The following is an 18,263-nucleotide window of genomic DNA, read 5'->3' as shown; positions in this document are numbered from 1 at the left end:
AAGGTGCTCGCGGGTTTTAAGAAATTTGTTATGCAGGGCAATGTTATGGACCTCGCCGTCGGTGTTATCGTCGGTGCGGCTTTCTCCGCCGTGGTGAAATCCCTGACGGACCACATTCTCATGCCGCTTATCGCCGCGATTTTCGGGCAGCCGAATTTCGACGGTAATTTTGTGTGGCACCTGGGTGGAGGCGAAATTCAATTCGGTAGCTTCCTCACCGCGGTGGTCAACTTCTTCATCGTGGCTTTCGCACTGTACTTCTTCCTGGTGCTCCCCATGAATAAGCTGCGCGAACGCCACGCCAAGCCGGCCGCTGAGGCCCCGGAAGATCCCCAGCTCATCCTCCTCAAGGAGATCCGTGATGAGCTGCGGGCCAAGCGCGACTAATCGCGTGAGCCTGCGCGAATCTGCGCGAGTCTGAGCAGGTGCGAAGCTTCGCTGTTTTTCCGGAGTTCGCTTCCGCTTAGAGCTTGCCGAAATGGGGCGGGCGTTCGTCAAGAATGCTCTGCTCGTGAGCGGTACGCGCCACGATATCCCGCGTGCGAACCTCACGGGCGGATGCAACCGCGTCCCGGGGTGCCACGATGCTGGCCCCCGGGACGCTACCTTTTAACGCGGATTTCTTGGTGGGCGCATCCGGGTGCGGTAGATCCGCTCCCCCGTCACCGCGCGCGAGGCGCTGAAGAGCTTCGGCAGCATCCTTGAGTTCGCCGCTTTCTATCCGCCGGGCATCCACTTCGGACAGACGCACCACCGCCCGGTGGGTGCGCCGGGAATGCGCGTTACTCGCCACCGCCGCTCACCTAATCCTGTGCCAGGCTGGAGCGGCGCACCACATTACCGAGCACCGCATCGGCCTGGGGCCCACGGCGGCGGATATCCAGTTCGCTCCGCAGTTCTTCCACCAGTTGCTCGGAAGTGCGGGCTACCCCATCGGAAGCTATCCAGGCCACCATGTCATCAAGCTGGTCGTCCGAGTAGGCGGCCAGCGGCAATCCCGGTCGCACCGCGGGTTTCTTTCCCCGGGCCCGGCGTGACGTTTCCGGATCCGGCGCTGCAGCAGGGCCTGCCTCCTGGCTGCCGCCCTCGGCCGGCGCGTGCGTACGTGCCGCGCCGGGCTCGCCTTGCTGGCCTTGCTGGTCTGTCACACCGGCATCCTCCGGCCGTTCAGCATCCGCCGCACCTGCATCACCCGCCGCATCCGCAGCTCCCGCTTCGGCAGAATCCGTTCCAGCAGAATTCACTTCCTCTACGTCCGCACCAAAAGCGGGGGTATCTTCCGTCCGGTGGCGTGCGGCAGCCTCGTCACGGCGTACCACCCGTACGAGTGCTTCAATACGGTCTGCCTCGGCTTCCGGATCGAGGAAAATCGAGGAGGAGAAGGTTTGCACCACTTTCCAGCCCAAATCCTCGAGCATCTCAACCCGGTAGCGGTCACGGCGGCGCAGGGAAGGTTCGGCAACGTAATCGGCGTCGTCGGTTAAAACAGCCACTCGCCAATCGCCTTCGTGTTCGGCAACAACAAGCGGGATGCGCAAACCGGCGTCGTACCCGTAGTAGAGCGCGGTGAAAAGCCCGCGTCCGCGCAGGCGCGCGGCCAGGTCGAAGAGCAGCGGGCTAGCCTTGGCCACATCCTCATCGGCCCCGATGAGTAATTCTTCCCGGGCGGCCGTCTCCAGCAGGGTGGCTAGAAGCCGGGGAGCCGCGCCAGAAAGATCATCCACCCCGATATCCCCCGGTCCCAGCGAAGAAATAACGCTCATATAGCGGCTGGGAACTAGCAGTGCCTCGCTCAGGTAACGGGCGCCGTCCGCTTCGGTGAGCGGGCCGAAGGTGTGAAGCACCCGGCCGTGTACCGTCTTCCCGAAGCCCACCGAGAAAATAACCCGGTCGCGCCGCAGCCCGCTCGCCCCGGTAATATCCACCACCGGTACCAGGCTGGCGGCGGACTCGCCCGCCTCAACCAGCGCCGGGCTATTCGCGATCGTGCGTTCCACCGCAGCCCGCACGTGAACAGCATGCAAACGCGAAATTGTTATAACAGCCAGGGATTCTTCCGGGCGGGTGAGGAGATGATCCACAACGGCATCCACCACCGCATCCACTTCCGCGCTGGGAGCTTCTACCATTCCGGTATTCGGGGAAGGAACCCCGCGCCCGTCCACCACCTGCAGGCGGTTAGCCCGGCGCACCCGCCCCGCCGGAGCGGCGCGGTCGGCGTCGTCGTACCCGAGGGTGCGCAAGCAGGCGAGAGCAAGATCGTCGTGATGTGCCCGGAACGTGGGAAGTTCGCACACCGGAAGCGCATCGGCCAGGGCCGCGAGCGCGCTCTGCGCACCCGCCCGCGCCACGTCACCGAGAACCACGAGCTGCGAGCCACGCGCCATCAGAGCAACCACCGCGGCCAGTGGAACATCCTCGATACCGTCCAGGATCACCGCATCCGCCCAGGGCAGGGTCGGAATAAGCTCGGGAACCAGGGCCGGCGGCACCACCCACACCGGGCGTGCCGCCTGGACCAGCGCGGTTGCCGAGGCGGCCACGTCGGCCAGCGCGCTCACGCCGGCGCGGGCCAGGTAGCGATCCACGGCCACAGTTTCTTCGCGCTGTTTGCGGGCCACCTCTTGCATATGGGTAATCGCGGCGCGCAGCACCGGCCCGGGCAGGCTCTCCACGTGTTCGCGGTCCAGATCCCGCACCGTGTGTACGAGCGCGGCGAGCTGATGGGGACCGGCCTGGGCCAATACGGTATTACGGGCAATGAGCTGCTCAAATACAGAATTGGTGTAGGCCAGATCAAGTTCGGCAGCCACCGCGTCCCCGCTCACCTCGCGGCGGACCATATCACGAGCGAAATCACCCAGGCCGCTATCTTCCAGGTCGTGAAGGAGGTCAATGCGGCGCGGCTGCGAATCAAGCACCCGGCGCTGGGAAACCAGCGCGCGCGCAAGGGCCAGCACATTTTCGATGGGTTCGCGGCGCAGGCCGGCGCGGTGCGGGAGGAATTCCTCGAGTTCGCGCACCTGCCCGTCCACTTCCGCGGCCGTAGCCCGGATCATCGTCATGCCTTCGGGGAGAGTGGGCCAATCACTTTCCGCGCTGTAGCGGCGCCAAATATCGCGTTGGCGTGCCACTTCGCTCAGGGCCGCGTGCATATCCGCCACCCGGATTCCGGGCCGCACAAAATCGCGCGCCTGCTTAGTCAGGGCACGGCGCTGGGCACGTTTCATGCTTTCGCCATGTTCAGCACGCCATTCATCACTCGCGGTGGCAATCACCATATCGGCAACAGAACGTTCGTAAATAGCCGGTTTAAAGACCTCGAGGGTATCGGAGATCCCTTCGAGCATCTTGATTTGCTCCATCCACTGCGCCAGCGTCTTCGGGCGCGCCAGGCCGGTTTCCCCGGCCACTCGCTGGGATTGCTCCATGACCAGGGGAAGGGTTTCCGTGGCCATGCGGGTCACGGTGGAGAAGGCGCGAGCGGCGTCGTCCTCCGTACGGACCTGGGCGCGCAACCACTCCGAATTCCCGCCCCCGGTAAAGGCGCCGGCCCGGCTTGCTTCCGCGAGCCGTTCGAGCACCGCCTCGCGATCCTCACGCACCCGCGCCGCGGCGGTGGCATCCAGGCGCACCTTCGTGGCCGGGCCGTGGGGCTGTGCGGCGAGCTCAGCCAAATGTTCGAGCACGTCATACACCGAGGTATTCCATACCGGGTCGACGGCGTGCAACGCGTTCACGTAGCCGCGCAGGCTGCGCCGGGCCGCCTTGAGATCACGACGCACGGCCAGGGTGCGTTCTTCATTAATCTGCGGGAACTTCTGGCGCAGGCCCTGGCGCAGCCGCAAGGGCGCGGCGTTGATATCAGAGAGGTCGATGAACAAATCATCCACGCCGAGTTCACCGGCCCGCGCGGTCACCGCGTTGCGCCGCGCCCGACTGCCAGGAATATAAAGAACGGAACGGTTGGATGCAGCTGCGTCCGCGGCAATCGCCACCAGGGTGGTCACGTCCGCGCTTCCCGGCGGGGTGTCGATCACGATGTCGCGGCCGGTTGCCACAGCCTCCACCGCGGCAAGTTCGGCCACATCCAAATCACCCACCCCGCGTTCACCCTCGGGGGCCCGGTCGCGTTTCTCGGCCGGAGGAAGCGGGGCGCTGGTGAGCTGATGGGTGCCCTGATCCCCGGCAATCGCCGCGAGCACCCCGGAACGAATCATGACCGGACGCAGCAGTTCCGCATCGGTAATGGCCCGCGCGGCCGGATCGGCAAACATCCCAAGAAGCACCTGGGGGCGGTAGGACGCCCCGGGCAGATAAAGGTGGGACAGGCGCCGCACCCGGGTAATGAGTTCGTCTTCGGTGGCACGTTCCACCCGAGTGAGCTGGGCTAATTCTCGCACTGGCGCGCCGTGCTGGCGCAGTGCACCCACAATATCCGGATTGACGGACAGGGCCGGGGTGGTTTGGATGAGGGCATCGGTACCCACGTCTTCCACCCGTAGCAAGCGGTAAACAATCGGCACACTCACTTCGCGTACCTGCCGGGTTTCTTCGCCGCTTTGCGTGGCGGGCACCGGGCCGGCTTCTGCCGCCTGCGCGCCGGCTACATTTGCTTCAGCCGGGCCGGGCTGCGCGGCGGCCTGCTCGAGTGACTCCTCGAAGCCGGCCTGCGCCTCCCCCGGGGTATCTTCCGCCGCGTGCGCGGCCTCCTCCGCGCAGGCCCGCATCGCTTCCGGATCGAGCTTGAGTTCGCCGGTGTCCTCATAGCCGGGTTCCAGTTCATCACTGGGCCGGCGCGGCGGGAGCTCCGTCCACGTGAGATTGCCGCTCGCCAACTGAATTGGGGCGTACCCGTATTCTTCTGCGGCACGCGCTACCTGGTCACGCAGGGTTCGCCACGTGGCCAAGGCTTCTTGCTGGCTGCGTTCCTCCCGGATAAGGGAGGTGAGGCGAGTAGGCGCCCCGGAAGAAAACTGCGCGCCCCCGGTTGGATGCGGATGGGTGAGATCGATGCACACTCGCGCGGCCACATTTTCCGCCGCGCGCTCCGCCCGCGCGCTCAACTCCTCCTGCCAACCGGCATAGGCGCGGGAAACGAGCTCTTCACGCTGCGGGGCGGGAAGCGGGGCGGGATGCTCCTCCGCGGCACGCGCGTGGTTGGCACTTTCAGTTCCGTGCTGCGCTGCGACGCCCGGGGCATGATGCGGTGCGACGTCGACGCTGCCAACGGCGCCGACCTGCGGCGCCTGTGCAGCCGGAGTGGTGGAATTGCCGGCAGTCTCAGCACTGGCAGCGGACGCGGCGGAGGCCACGGAGGCCACGGCCGGTGAGGATGCTACGGGCGTATCCTGCGCGGATTCTGCGGGGGTGCCCGCGGGCGCCGCGGCGGTCTCGGGAACCGCGGCGGTTTCACGAGAAAGAGATTCACGAGCCGGATGCCGGCGAGAAGAGCGTTTGAAGAGAGGAGTCACGACCTTAACGCTACTCAGGTCCGGCGTAAAAGTCCCTATGCGCGCCGTAATACGCCAAAAATTAGGGCGTTATTCCGCCACCGGCGTGGAAGGCAGCCCCGCCGCGGCAGCATGCGCGGAAGTTTGCGGAGTGGGGAACGACGACGCACTATCGGCCGGGCGCAATCCCGGCCAGAGAGGGAGCTCCTGGAGCTGGCCGCCCACATGCCGAATAAGCAGCTGCGGGGCAGGTTCAGAATCGCGCTCAGCTTTCGGTACCGCGATGCCCACCCCCGCGGCACCCGGCCCTGGGATTCCGATGACCGGCAGGCCGGCCAATGCAGGATCAGCGCGATCAACCACGGTCAGCTGCGAGGCATAGCAGCGCAGCGCCGCCACCACGGTGGCTTCATGCGCCCGGGCGCTGCGGTAGCACCATCCGGCTTGCCCGGGAGTGGAAGCCAACTCGAGTACCGGAATTCCCGTCACCCGGCCGAGGGCGCCAGCCAGGTCATGCACCCGCACGTGGTCGGGGTGGCCGTAGCTTGCTGCGGCGTCGTACCCAATGATGACGGTGGGCCGCACGTGCGCGACTAGTGCCCGTGCATCTGCTATTTCTGCACTTAGGTCCGCGCGTGAAAAAGCGCCCGGGCCGGCACCGGGTGCGGGGCCGGCGACACCGGGGGCGATCCAGGACATCCCGGAATCGCGGTAGCGGCGCGGCGCGGCGCCGGACGCGAGTGCTGGCGCGGTGCCGAGCCACCAACCATCCGCAACCCCGAGGATGGCGCGCGCTCGGGTGATTTCCGCTTCGCGCTGGGCAACGAGTTCTGCCTCCCCCGCCCCGGCGGGCAAAGTTCCGGGGACCGCTTCGCCTTCTTCTCCGCGCGTGCAGGTGAGGATGGTGACGCGGTGCCCGGCTGCGGTGAGGAGCGCGGTGAGCCCGCCGGCCTGGATCGCTTCGTCGTCCGGGTGGGCGTGAAGGAAGAGGGTGCGGGCGAAGAGCGGCTCGCTGGGGTCCCAACTCCACGGGCGCGCGGTCGCGTTATTGCACGCGCGCGCATCGAAGTCGCGAGGCGTGGTCATGCCTGCCTCCCGAGGCTACGGTAAGCCGCGACGTAATCGCGCGCTACTGCGTCCCAGGTGCGCGATTCCGCGAAAGCGCGCCCCGCGGCACCGTGCCGGGCCCGCACGGCCGGATCGTCCAGGTAGGCCCGCACCGCACCGGCCCATTCGCACGGCTCGCGGCTACGGCACAGGGTGCCTGTCACGCCGCCGTGCACCGATTCGGGAATCCCGGAAGAATCCCAGGCCACCACGGGTGTGCCGCAGGCGGCCGCTTCCACGTTGATAATCCCGAAAGTTTCCGAGAACGAAGGGTTGAGGAGGGGCTGGGCATGGGCAAGGAAAGCCGCGAGGCCGGTGCGTGGAAGCGGGCCGATGAAGCGCACGTCGCTTTCCATTCCGGTTTCGGTTACGACGGCGCGCAAGTGGTCCTCGTAGCCGGCGAAGTCATCGGAGGCCGCCCCGGCAATAACGAGGAGCGGGCGGGTGCCAGCGGGCAGTTCCGCAAGCGCGCGAATCGCTAAATCCGGGGCTTTCAGGGGTTGGAGGCGAGCGGCGAAGAAAACATAGTCCCGCCCTCCGGTCACCGCGGTGACGCAATCGGGGGCGGAGGCCACCGAGCTAGCCGGGCGGAACATATCAATATCCACACCCGGGTGGACGATGGTGACCGGGCAGGGAGGGGTACCGTAGCGCTGCGTAATCATCTCTTTTTCCGCCTGGGATACCGCAATAATGAGATCTGATTCGCGCACGCAACGCGCCTCGCCGGGTGCGCGGCCGGAGGATTCCGCTGGTTCGCCATCGGCAAGATTGTGCCCTTCCCGCGCCGCTACCGAATGGAAAGACTGGACGTGCGCGCGCCCGGTTTCTTGGGCGACGGGCAGGCAAGCCACGCCGGCGAACCAGTGGTGGGAGTGAATAAGATCGACGCCGCTACCGCGCTCGGCCATCCACCGGCGAAATTCCGCCGTGAAGGGGGTAATGAGGGCATCGGTGTGGCTTTTCGCAACGGGGTGGCGCGGGCCGGCAGGAAGGAAGAAAGCACGCACGCCCGGCATAACCTCATGCATATAGGGCTGGCCGGATTCACTGGCGCGGGTAACCAGATCAACCCGGTGCCCGGCGCGGGCCAGTGCTTGTGCGGTATTGGTCACCACCACGTTGAGGCCGCCGGCATCGGCGGATCCGGGAGTGGCCAGGGGGGAGGTGTGCACCGAAGTCATAGCGATATGGAGCGGGGCGGGTGCGCCGTCGGCCCCGTGCGAATGCTGCTCGTGGTGCGTATCTCCCAAGGTCATTCCCCCAGCCTACCCGGATTCGAGAGTTTTCCGAATATTCTCTACAAGTACCTTCACAGGAATATCATCGGGCGTGAACTTCCGTATACCTTCATCCAAGCGAGGGACGAGCTTCGCTAAATATTCCTTTTCCTGCACGGAAAGCCCCCTACGGAACTCTCGCCGGAAAACTTCGAGACCACGGTTCGCCGGTGCGCCGTCGTAAAGATAATTACCCGAACGATTCGTAACCGTGAAACGATCAAAAGGACTAATACTCGCGCATACCGCCGCAACCGTTTGGTCAAGCGCGTTTACTGCCACCTCGTGTGCTTCGGGTGGTGTCCAGCGAGCATGCATGCCGCGTAATCGATCTGCGTAAAATCGCTCCAATAATCCTGCTTGGGAAAGCACCGGAGGAACCGCAACGATAATCGCGTGCGTGCGACGCCCGAGCTCACGCGCTTTCCTGGCTTCGGTCATGACCATCGCGGTATTGCGCCATGTTCCCTCAACCAGAGTGGAAAACGAATTTCTTGATGCCCACTCGATACACATCGCGATCCATTGGCCAGAAGCTTGGGCAGTTACGTGAGGCATCCGGAGAGGATCGTTCTGGCATAGCCAATCGTAGTCAGGATGAAAAGCTCGCAGATCGTCGCCAATAATGCGCGTAATATTTTCATCGAGATAGCGGGATGCTACCGTTTTTTGTGTCTTGGTTTTACCGGCACCCGGCTGGCCGCCTAGAAAAATGGATACTGGTGATAGCGATATCCGAGATCTGGCGAATACTCTCGGTTTGACGCGACGGATCCACTCCACACGGATATCAAGATCACACATGAGAAAGAGTGGTGGGTAATTGCTCACGCAGTGCATGCCACGAACGAATACAACGAATCTGTTCCGCCCGATCATTTTCATCTACAGCATCGCGTTGCTCAACGAGCTCAAGGTATTTACCGTCATAAACCGCTCGACGCGCTTCGTCACCCGCAATATCTGCCTGCCTGGAGAGGGAAATATACCGCCCACAAAGCATCGTTCCCGCTTCATAGAACACGTCATATAGAACCGGGTCAGAATAGTCTTCGTAACCAAAAGGCTCTGTCATGGTGTCACCCTCCTTTCGCCCTTGTTCCATCCTAAGCAGTAGTCCCCACACGGGCTACGCCCGCGTACCGATCTTTTGTGCCCCCGAAAGGATTCGAACCTTCGACCTACCGCTTAGGAGGCGGTCGCTCTTCCCCTGAGCTACGAGGGCTGGTCTACCGCCAACCGTTCATCCGAACGACGGTAGGAACAAGATAACCGTTCCAGGTTACTCTGCGTGGTACCGTGGGCGCTACTTACCGCGACTCGCTCATGCCCGCGCACGCGACCACGAGATCACACAGGCGCCCCGCGCGGCAACGCTCACGCTACCGCGCCGAAGGATCGGGAACATCCCAGGGCACGTTGGTATCCGGAACGTGGAGGTTCTTGGTGGCGTGGGTGGGTACCACGAGCACCGGCGATTGGGTTCCCAGGAGCAGCGTATGGCTGGTGGAGCCGAAGAGCAGCCCGGTAATGCCGCCGCGGCCGCGCGCTCCCACAACTACCAGGTCCACGGAGCTAGAGAACTCCGCCATGATTTCCGCCGCGGAGCCTTCCACCGCATAGCAGCGCACCTGCACGGTTTCATCCCCGCGTAGCACCTCGGTCACGGTTTCTTCCAGGCCCAGGCGGGTGTCGTCAAGAATTTCGCGGGTCATATCCCCACCGGGAAGCAAGCCGCCCCCGGCGCGCGTAACCGAGACCGCGTTAATCGCGGAAACCTGCGCACCCCAGCGCCCGGCCATGCGCACCGCCAAATTGAGCGCGTATTTTGATTCCTGTGAACCGTCCACCCCCACAACGATGTGGCGGATAGGCAGGCGCCGCGAATGCTGGAGCGGCACCACGGCAACCGGGCAGTACGCCTTGGAAACGATTGCGCCGGCCACCACACCCAGCTGGTCAATATCTGCGGTATCCGCACCGGAATACCCCACCACCAGCCGGGAAGCAGTTTTAGATTCAGCCAGGAGCAGCTCAACCGGGTCCCCGGGTAGCGCCACCGCGGTGGCTTCCAGCCCCGCCAAGTTCGCCACCGCTTCCTGGGCGAGTGCCTCCCGGGCAATGCTCATGGCGCTTTCATAGGAGCCGCGCGGATCGGGACCTTCCTGGTAGCAGGTGAGGGCCCGCAGGGTGGCATTGCGGCTCACGGCCACGTGCGCACCCCAGATAAGTGCCGCCCGTGATTCGGGGGAACCATCCACCCCAACGACCACGGAATTCTCATGCTGGTACATTGTTACCTCCGTTGCCCATTCTCCCACGGGCGCACCCCGGGGTGGAACCGTGCGTAAAATGCGAACGCCGCCGGGAGTTCCGACGGCGTTCGCACATAATTCTTCTCTAACCTCGCGAGAGACGCGCTTTAGGAAACGCGGATCACGATGGGAGTATCACCGCACCACGAATCCGGGCCCACGCGGGTACCCATACCCGGGTTCCACGCGGCCACATTCTGGCCGTTGCCCAGCGAGATCGCTACGTGGCCGGGCCAGTACAGGATGTCACCGGGCTGGGCTTCCGCGTAGGAAACCTGGCGGCCAACCGAGAGCACCGAGGTGGTGCGCCCGCCGATAGCAACACCGTGCTGGGCGTAGACCCAGCGCACGAAGCCGATGCAATCCCAGCCGGACGGGGTGGTGCCAGCCCACACGTAGGGCGAACCCACACCGCTGAGAGCGGTATCAAGAACGGAAGAGCCGATGGCGCTAGGAGCGGCTTCCACTTCCACGCCGATGCCCGCGGCCGCGGGAGCAGCTTCAGTATCGGAAGAGGAGGTGGCGGCATCAGCCGCGGCGGTGGTGGCGCTGGCGGCGGGGGCAGCTACTTCAATAGCCGGAGCTGCGGATTGAATGTTGATCTGTTCGATCTTCCATTCCGAGGTGGCGCTCGTGGTGCCGGCGATGCCAGCGGCAACGTCCTGCGCATGCGGGTTGGACAGCGCCGCCTTAGCGGGCGCGGCCGCGGTATCAGCCGCCGCATTCGGAACGATCAGTGCTGCTGCGCCACCCACAACAAGAGCTGCGGTGAGACCACGTACTGCGGGGTTCGCCAGGTTGTGAGCCTGGGACCGCGTATCAAGAGCGTGGCGTCCGGTCATGGGATGATCTCCTACAAAACTTTTCCTGTGCGCCCCGAGGGGCACTTTCGGTACGTCCATTAGCGTAACGATTAGGCAACGAATTGTCACGTTTATGTAACAAGTGGCACAGGCGGGCCGTTATCATCACAAAACGGCGACCTTCCGGCGTTTCCTCCACTTTTTTCGCGTGATACCAGCCTTTTCCCAGAGGGGATTTATAACGTTTTGATATACTTTTTTGCGGCTTAGGTTACGCTGCGGTGACGAATTGTGGTGGAGACCACGAGTTACGACGACGCCGCACTACCGCCCCGCCGCTCCGAACCCCGGCCGTCACCGCCACTCGAGGCGCGCCGCCCCCTAGGAGCACGCCTCCAGCACAGCAGCGCCCTCAGGCGTGCACCAGGAGGTGTTTGCGGATCCATTCGGTAAGAGGAAATACCCCGCTTGCTCCGCGGGCGAGGATATCGCCGTCGTCCTCCACACTAATGGTCACCGCGGCATTGGGTTTAATGCCGGCCGCGGCCATGGCCTCGAGAACGTCGTCGTCGGTTTGGACCACTTCACCGATGCGCGCAATGGTGACTTTCCCGCCGCTCGGGTTGCGCTCCAGGTAATCCGCCACGGCGAGCAGACCGGTTCGCGCGGCTATATCCGCGCCGGGACCCAGGGAGTTTTCCGCGGGAATTGGGTTGCCGAAAGGATCGTGGCTGAGTTCATAGCCCTGCTCCCCTAGCACGTGCGCGATGCGTTCTTCTAGTTCGCGGGACATAACATGTTCCCAGCGGCAGGCCTCAGCGTGCACGTGCTCCCAGGGCATCTCCAGCACGTGAAGGAGAAAACATTCGGCCACCCGGTGCTTACGCATCACGCTGGTGGCGATGCGCCGCCCCTCCTCGGTAAGAACGATGGCGCGATCAGTATCCAGGTACATCATGCCGTCGCGCTCCAGGCGCGCCACGGTTTCCGAGACGGTGGGTTTGGATTGGCTCAGGCGTTCCACGAGCCGGGCACGCAGCGGAACAATTCCTTCTTCTTCGAGTTCGTAGACCGCTTTGAGGTACATCTCGCGGGTATCAACAAGGTCATCACTCATCGCGGGTCTCCTTCGTCTCAGCGGCGGGGGCGGCACCGGGGCGCCCATCCACATCCGGCTCCTCATGCGTATCTTGCCATTCTAAGCCGCCCGCGCGCTGCGGGGAATGCCCGGTTTCAACGTCGTGCGCTTCATCTTCGGGTTCGAAAAGATCGGCCTCGACCTCGTCGTGGTCCTCCGCGGTGAAGCTTTGCCCGCTATCCGTTTGCCCGGTGCGATTGGCCCGTAGTTCTGCTTCGCGCTCCTCATTTTCATGTTCGAGCGGGCCGAGAATCTCCAGCTGGAAGGGATGACGCACCCGGTAGTGCACTTCCACATCCCATTTGCGCCGGCCCCACAGGTAGGCACCCACCGTGGCCACCAGGCAGCCAATCGCGCCAATGCCCACGCCCCAGCGCGCCCCGGCCGCCCCGGAAATACCGCCCACCACCAGGGAACCGATCGGGGTCACGCCCTGGTTGACCGTCTGGTAGAGGGACACCACGCGCCCGCGCATCTGCGGGGAGGTAGACATCTGCACCGCGGCATTGGCTGCCGTGAGCATGATGAGCATAAAGAACCCGACCGGCACGAGCGTCAGGGTGTAGACCAGCAGATTCGGGGCCAGCGCATTGGCGGTGACCGCGATGCCCATAGCCACACCCGCTCCCACCACGGAGCGCACCCGCGGCTGTTTCGTGCGCCGCGCCCCCACCACGGCCCCGGAAAGCGAACCCACCGCGACCATGGAAGAAACAATGCCGAATTGGGTGGAATCGGCGTGGAATTCCATGGTGGACATGGACACCGTGGTGAGCGGGGTGTTCATGGCCAGGCAGGAGACCACACCCACCACCGCGAAAATAACGAGGAGGTCGGAGCGGTTGCCCACGTAACGCAAACCGTCAATCGTTCCCTGAATCGCGGAAACTTTCTTTTCCGGGCGGGGTGCCGGGTGGAATTCTTCCGGGCGCATAAGGGCCAAGGCGATGAGGGTGGCACCGAACATGATGCCGTTAATAATGAAAACCCAGCCGGTGCCAATAAGGCCGATGAGCAAACCACCCAGCGCCGGCCCGATGAGGCGCGCAATATTAAAGGACATGGAATTCAGGCCCACCGCATTCGGGAGCCAGCGCGGGGGCACTAATTCGGAGATAAAAACGAGGCGCGGAGGATTATCGAAAGATTGAATCACCCCGATGGCCAGGGCGAAAAGGCAGACCACCAGCACATTCGCCCAGCCCAGGAGTACCAGTACCCCCAGGGCTACCGCGGTGAGCAGCATTCCGAATTGGGTGAGCACCACCATTTTGCGTTTATCGAGGCGATCAGCGAGCGCCCCGGCCAGCGGCATAATAAAAGGAATGGGGACGAATTGCAGCGCCGTAACAATACCGACGGCGAAAGCGTCATTATTGGTGAGGTCGCTCATGACGAGCCAGTTCTGGGCGGTGCGTTGCATCCACCCGCCGGTATTGGCGACCAACGAGGCAGCGAACCAAATAGCGTAGTTGCGGTACTTCAAACTGGCGAATGTACGCCCCACTAAATCCTGCCCCCTGCAGAAAAATCCGATATCCATAGCGGCCGGCGGGCGCGGCGAGCTCGCAGTTGCGCTATCTGCGGTGAGTTTATCACGCACGGCCAGGTAAAGCTCACCTTTGTCTCACCGGCGAAAATGGTACGACGACGCACGCAGGGCCTACCCGTGCGGGTAGGCCCTGCGTGGTTGAGCTGGCAGCCAATGTGCTGCACAGAGCTTAGCTACGCTTAGCCAATCAGGAGTTTCTGAATCGGATCAAGCAGGAAGTAGACCACGAAGGCAACGAAGGTGCCCCACATGAGGGGGTGAACCCGGCGCGCCTTGCCGGCCGCCACCGACATGATGACGAAAGCAACGAAGCCCACCCCGATGCCGACCGTAATGGAGTAGGAGAAGGGCATGAGCGCGATGGTGAGGAAGGCCGGGATACCCACGCTCAGGTCTTCCCAATCAATCTCGGTCACCTGCTGCATCATGAGGAAGCCCACCGCGACCAGCGCGGGAGCGGCCGCTTCGGAAGGAACCAGAGTCACGAGCGGTGCGAAGAAGATGGAGAGCAGGAAGAGGGCGCCGGTGGTCACCGATGCGAGGCCGGTGCGCGCACCGTCCGCTACGCCCGTCGTCGATTCAACGAACGAGGTGTTGGAGGATACGCCGCCCATACCGCCGGCCAGCGCCGCGAGGGAATCGAGGAGCAGGATGCGGGAGGTGTGGTACGGCATGCCGTCCTCATCGAGGAGGTCGCCTTCAGAAGCCACCGCGACCATGGTGCCCATGGTGTCGAAGAAGTCGGCGAGCATCACGGAGAAGGCCAGCACGACCACGGAGATCACGCCGATCTTCTGGAAGGGGCCCACCACGGAGAAGGCTCCGAGGGTGGAGAAGTCCGGAATCTGCACCGGGGAGCCGTTCAGTGCGGGTGCCCCGCCGTTCCAGCCGGCCACATCCCCACCGGCCACACTTCCGGGCTTGGCAACAAGATTGACGATAACGGCCGCGATGGTCGAGGACACGATGCCGATGAGGAGCGCGCCGGGAACGCCGCGCAGCAGGCAGATCGCGGTGAGGAAGAGTCCGAAAACGAAAACGGCCAGCGGCCAGGAGGCGATGGAGCCGTTGATTCCGAAGGACATGATGGTACCTTCGCCGGGGCGAATAAGACCGGCATTGACCAGCCCAACCAGGGTGATGAACAGCCCCAAGCCCACAGAAATGGCGGTGCGCAGGAACTTCGGCACCGCCCGGAAAATAGCTTCACGCAGGCCCGTCACCACGAGCAGCGTGATGACGATACCTTCGATAACGATAATGCCCATACCGTCAGCCCAGGTCATGCCAGGCATCTGGACGATCACCACGCCGACGATGGTATTGAGCCCCAGCCCGGCCGCCATGGCGAGCGGGAAATTCGCGATAACGCCGGTGAGCAGCGTCATGAGGCCCGCAACGATGGCGGTACCCGCGGCGATGGCCGGGAGGTTCGGACCTTCGGTGCCGCCGCCCAGGTAGGCGCCGGTGGAGTCCGGACCGGAAAGGATAATGGGGTTAAGAACCAAAATGTAGGCCATGGCCACGAAGGTGACCAGCCCGCCGCGCACTTCCCGGGCCACGGTGGTCCCGCGTTCGCGCAGCCGGAAAAAATCCCGCTTCGGCTCGGAGGTTGTGCTGTGGTTCGTCTCGACGTGCGTGGAAGTTACGCTCACGAAGATCTCCTCGGTAGTCGTGCGGTCCGCTGCGCGCCAGGCGAGCGCGTGATCCGCAGATTTTCGGGCGGTCCTGACCGCCACCAGCACTCATTCTTGAACCCGGTCACCACCCACGCAAGGCACGTCTCATTATTTGGACGTTTTTTCACCCATTTTGTCTCACATTTCGAGACGCTGGCCGTCTGCTGGGTGAAAACGGCGCGCTGGCGCGGTTTTCTCCCGCCCCGCCACCCGCGTGAGTCCGGCCACGCGGCTGCGCGTGCACGGCGTTTCACCACGCGCACGGCCCGGGTCGTTACGGAACAGATGCGACGACGACGTCGCCAAATCCGCGGACCGCCAGCTCCCCGTCACTGTGCGGAACAAAAATCGCCTGCCCCGAGTTGAGCGGTTCGCGCCGGCCTCCGGCAAAGACTTCCACCGCACCCTCCAGGCAGACCACCGTGCGCGGACCGCGCGAGCGCAGCCTTTCCGTGGAGGTAGCATCGCGCAGATGAACGACCGAGAGTTCAAAATCATCCACGGGAACATAGAAGGTGGATACCGCCTCGCTCATATGCTCGGGGGCGATGCGGATGGGCGGGACTGCGGCGTCGTCCATAATCCGCACCAATTCCTCCACATCCACATGTTTCGGGGTGAGGCCGGCGCGCAGCACATTATCCGAGGCCGCCATAATTTCCACCGCGGTTCCAGACAGGTAGGCGTGCACTGTCCCGGCGGGGATAAATAGTGCTTCGCCCGGGCGTAAACTCACGGGATTCATGAGGAGGGAAGCTACCACTCCCGGGTCGCCGGGATAGTACTGCGCCAGGGTTTCCACGATGCGATCCGCGCGCGGGGAAGGCGAGGCGCCCCGCTCCAGCCGCGCGGCGCAGGCAGCCACCACCTGCGCAATCTGCTCGGGTGCCGGGCGGGTTCCCGCGGAAAGCAGATCGGCGAAAACCGCCCCTACCCCGCGTTCTTCCACGAGAGCCGCAAGCCGATCCGTGAGGGGTAGCCCAAGCCCACCCAGCACTTCGGCGATGCGGCGCGGCGTGCGCAGCCCGCAGATAGCCTCAAAAGGCGTGAGAGCATAGGCCAGTTCCGGTTTATGGTTGCGATCCCGATAGGAACGATGGGGAGCGGTGCGGGCAATTCCGGCGGTTTCTTCCCGCTCGAACCCCGCGCGGGCCTGCTCAAGGGAGGGATGTACCTGGAGGGAGAGCGGCTGATGCGGGGCAATGAGTTTGAGCAAATACGGTAATTCGCCCCCGTGCCGGCGCGCCACATCCGCACCGAGCATCTCCTCGGGTGCCCGGGCGATAAGATCGCGCAGGCTCGGCCCACCGGCACCCAAGAACGTAGTGGATTCTTCGGCACGCTCCGAGTGCCCCGAACAACCCGGGAGCGCCGAGCGATCCGGCGTGTGCACGCCTCGCGCCAGGCCAGTCCGGTGCCGCGCGCGCCACCGCCCGCGCGGAGTGCGCGCCACGGCGCCCCTGCGCCCGCCCACCTCATCTTCACGCCCGATCCGGTGTTCGCCAGCGGGTGCGGAGGGGTAGAGCTGGGCCAGGTCGAAGAGTGGAGCATCCGCAGCGCTGATCACCTGGGCTGAATCATCAGGGTGGGCACCGAGCCAAATTTCCGCCACCCGGGTTTCCGCCGGAGCGTAACCGAAGAGCGCGGGAAGCGCACTGGTGCCGCCCCACGCGTAATCTCTGGCCCGCCCTTGGATCCGCATCACCGCTGCTCCTGTTTTAGCTCAGGGCGCCGGTGGCCTGGTAGCGCCGCCCGCGCGATCCGCGCACCACGGTCCGCCCGCGCCCGCGGCGCACCACCGGGGCTGCCACTTCCACCGCCGGCACTTCTGCCGCTGCTGCGGTTTCCGTTTCCGCCCCGGCAGTTTCCGTTTCCACCTTGGCGGTTTCACTTTCCGCCACCGTGACCTTGCGCCGCACCCGGCGGCGCCGGCCGCTGCGCTCAGCCCGCTCGGCCTTGTCCGATGCGGCATCCCGCACCGATTCCTGACGTTCCTTTTCCGAGGCGGCCCGCGCCTGCGCTTTCTCAGTTTCCAGCTTGGCCAGCCGTTCACTCCACGGCACCCAGCGCGGAGCCAGCAAAGCCCCCGCCCCGGGCAACATCTCAATTTCGTTAAACGTCACGGTGCGGGCCCGGCTCGCTCGGCTCACCGTAATACTCCAGTACCAGCCGTGATAACCCGGATGAGTACAGGTAAAGAGGTAGGAGACCACCCGGGTATCCTCAGCGAGGAATCCCGCGTACTCCCCCACGAAACGTTCGGCGATGGCCGCGAGCAGGGTTGCCCGCGCCTCATCAACAGCCCCCGCGAGAACTCGATCTTCGGGCAGGCCGGGGAGCGGTTCCACCCGCTTATCATCGGGTGCCACCGCTACATTTTCATCGACGCGATCCTCCGGGCGCGCCATATCCGCGCCCTCATCCGCGTGTCCTTCTACTCTCACATCGGGAAAGTGGACCGCGGCGGATTCTTCCCCCGCGCAGTTGGCATGTTCGGCATTCTTAGGCATCAAAATCATCGGCAACCGCACGCAAGGCGCGCGCGATCTGCCCTCCCCCTTCCGGGTAGCGGCCGCGCCGAAGCTGGGTGGAGGCCCCGTCCAGAAGCCGAATGAGATCTTCCACGATCACCACCGTTTCTTCCGGGGAACGCCGATTCTTCCGCGCAAGCGATTCAAGTTTGGTCATAGGTTCGACATTGAGTGCTTGCGGACCGCGACGCGTATCGGCAAGCCCGAAAGATACCCGCTGGCCCTTGCGCGGCGTCAGCCCTTCCGGGAGGGCCGAGGCGGGCAGGAATACCTGCGCACCGTCCTCATCGCTGACAATAAAGCCGAAGCCCTTAGCGGCGTCGAAAAACTTAACCTTTCCGGTTGGCACAACACTCTCATTTCTAGCAAAAACGCTTCGCACACGGTCGGGCGAAGCACCAGCGT

The 18,263-nt window shown here is 64.1% G+C and carries 15 protein-coding genes and 1 tRNA gene; 1 reads left to right on the top strand and 15 read right to left on the bottom strand.

The genetic code is table 11. The features are described from left to right. The first annotated feature begins 3 nt into the window (after positions 1-3). Entirely contained in the window at positions 4-387 is a 384-nt protein-coding gene (mscL, locus tag DDD64_RS04860; RefSeq protein WP_016443270.1) for a large conductance mechanosensitive channel protein MscL, read from the top strand. 76 nt (positions 388-463) lie between these two features. Here mscL and DDD64_RS04855 read toward each other — a convergent pair whose 3' ends face one another. The 15 genes from DDD64_RS04855 to DDD64_RS04785 all read right to left on the bottom strand — a co-directional run bounded on the left by DDD64_RS04855 (position 464) and on the right by DDD64_RS04785 (position 18,207). Next, positions 464-793, bottom strand: a complete 330-nt coding sequence (locus DDD64_RS04855; RefSeq protein ID WP_126135288.1) for a hypothetical protein — start codon at positions 791-793, stop codon at positions 464-466. A gap of 10 nt (positions 794-803) precedes the next feature. After that, positions 804-5,474 (bottom strand): PDDEXK-like endonuclease domain-containing protein, encoded by a 4,671-nt coding sequence (locus tag DDD64_RS04850; RefSeq protein ID WP_126135287.1) that lies wholly within the window; start codon positions 5,472-5,474, stop codon positions 804-806. Positions 5,475-5,543: 69 nt separating this feature from the next. Further along, positions 5,544-6,539 carry a PIG-L deacetylase family protein gene (locus DDD64_RS04845; RefSeq protein ID WP_126135286.1) on the bottom strand — a complete coding sequence of 332 codons (996 nt, stop codon included), beginning with the start codon at positions 6,537-6,539 and terminating at the stop codon, positions 5,544-5,546. Further along, a complete protein-coding gene (locus tag DDD64_RS04840; RefSeq protein ID WP_126135285.1) occupies positions 6,536-7,819 on the bottom strand; it encodes a glycosyltransferase in 1,284 nt (427 codons plus the stop codon). The genes DDD64_RS04845 and DDD64_RS04840 overlap by 4 nt, the downstream gene beginning before the upstream one ends. A 9-nt stretch (positions 7,820-7,828) precedes the next feature. Beyond that, entirely contained in the window at positions 7,829-8,644 is an 816-nt protein-coding gene (locus DDD64_RS04835) for a zeta toxin family protein (protein ID WP_164545920.1), read from the bottom strand. After that, positions 8,637-8,915, bottom strand: a complete 279-nt coding sequence (locus DDD64_RS04830; protein WP_126135283.1) for a hypothetical protein — start codon at positions 8,913-8,915, stop codon at positions 8,637-8,639. The genes DDD64_RS04835 and DDD64_RS04830 overlap by 8 nt, the downstream gene beginning before the upstream one ends. Positions 8,916-8,993: 78 nt before the next feature. Next, positions 8,994-9,065 (bottom strand) — tRNA-Arg (locus tag DDD64_RS04825). 157 nt (positions 9,066-9,222) lie between these two features. Continuing rightward, a complete protein-coding gene (locus DDD64_RS04820) occupies positions 9,223-10,134 on the bottom strand; it encodes a universal stress protein (RefSeq protein ID WP_126135282.1) in 912 nt (303 codons plus the stop codon). Positions 10,135-10,262: 128 nt separating this feature from the next. Beyond that, positions 10,263-10,997 (bottom strand): C40 family peptidase, encoded by a 735-nt coding sequence (locus DDD64_RS04815; RefSeq protein WP_126135281.1) that lies wholly within the window; start codon positions 10,995-10,997, stop codon positions 10,263-10,265. 373 nt (positions 10,998-11,370) lie between these two features. Then, positions 11,371-12,075: a metal-dependent transcriptional regulator gene (locus DDD64_RS04810; protein WP_126135280.1), complete on the bottom strand. Its 705-nt coding sequence runs from the start codon at positions 12,073-12,075 to the stop codon at positions 11,371-11,373. Next, entirely contained in the window at positions 12,068-13,603 is a 1,536-nt protein-coding gene (locus tag DDD64_RS04805) for an MFS transporter (RefSeq protein WP_241227404.1), read from the bottom strand. Before DDD64_RS04805 ends, DDD64_RS04810 begins: the two co-directional genes overlap by 8 nt. 224 nt (positions 13,604-13,827) lie before the next feature. Next, positions 13,828-15,303 (bottom strand): NCS2 family permease, encoded by a 1,476-nt coding sequence (locus DDD64_RS04800; protein WP_126135278.1) that lies wholly within the window; start codon positions 15,301-15,303, stop codon positions 13,828-13,830. 298 nt (positions 15,304-15,601) lie between these two features. Beyond that, complete coding sequence (gene manA, locus DDD64_RS04795; protein WP_126135308.1) at positions 15,602-17,029, bottom strand: mannose-6-phosphate isomerase, class I; 1,428 nt, start codon at positions 17,027-17,029, stop codon at positions 15,602-15,604. A 16-nt stretch (positions 17,030-17,045) separates the two neighbouring features. Beyond that, positions 17,046-17,771, bottom strand: coding sequence for a DUF3027 domain-containing protein (locus tag DDD64_RS04790; RefSeq protein WP_206435385.1), 726 nt, complete (start codon positions 17,769-17,771; stop codon positions 17,046-17,048). A gap of 58 nt (positions 17,772-17,829) precedes the next feature. Further along, complete coding sequence (locus tag DDD64_RS04785; protein WP_016443284.1) at positions 17,830-18,207, bottom strand: cold-shock protein; 378 nt, start codon at positions 18,205-18,207, stop codon at positions 17,830-17,832. Positions 18,208-18,263: the final 56 nt, after the last annotated feature.

This window comes from Actinotignum sanguinis (assembly GCF_003957255.1).
In the GTDB taxonomy this organism is placed as follows: Bacteria; Actinomycetota; Actinomycetes; order Actinomycetales; family Actinomycetaceae; genus Actinotignum; species Actinotignum sanguinis.
The sequence above is the reverse complement of the archived record's forward strand: the minus strand, read 5'-3'. Positions and strand labels throughout refer to the sequence as shown.

Bases quoted from the DNA above. Each gene is read 5' to 3' on its own strand.
- DDD64_RS04845 (WP_126135286.1), bottom strand. From the start codon at position 6,539: ATGACCACGCCTCGCGACTTCGATGCGCGCGCGTGCAATAACGCGACC.
- DDD64_RS04840 (WP_126135285.1), bottom strand. From the start codon at position 7,819: ATGACCTTGGGAGATACGCACCACGAGCAGCATTCGCACGGGGCCGAC.
- DDD64_RS04835 (WP_164545920.1), bottom strand. From the start codon at position 8,644: ATGTGTGATCTTGATATCCGTGTGGAGTGGATCCGTCGCGTCAAACCG.
- DDD64_RS04830 (WP_126135283.1), bottom strand. From the start codon at position 8,915: ATGACAGAGCCTTTTGGTTACGAAGACTATTCTGACCCGGTTCTATAT.
- DDD64_RS04820 (WP_126135282.1), bottom strand. From the start codon at position 10,134: ATGTACCAGCATGAGAATTCCGTGGTCGTTGGGGTGGATGGTTCCCCC.
- DDD64_RS04815 (WP_126135281.1), bottom strand. From the start codon at position 10,997: ATGACCGGACGCCACGCTCTTGATACGCGGTCCCAGGCTCACAACCTG.
- DDD64_RS04810 (WP_126135280.1), bottom strand. From the start codon at position 12,075: ATGAGTGATGACCTTGTTGATACCCGCGAGATGTACCTCAAAGCGGTC.
- manA (WP_126135308.1), bottom strand. From the start codon at position 17,029: ATGCGGATCCAAGGGCGGGCCAGAGATTACGCGTGGGGCGGCACCAGT.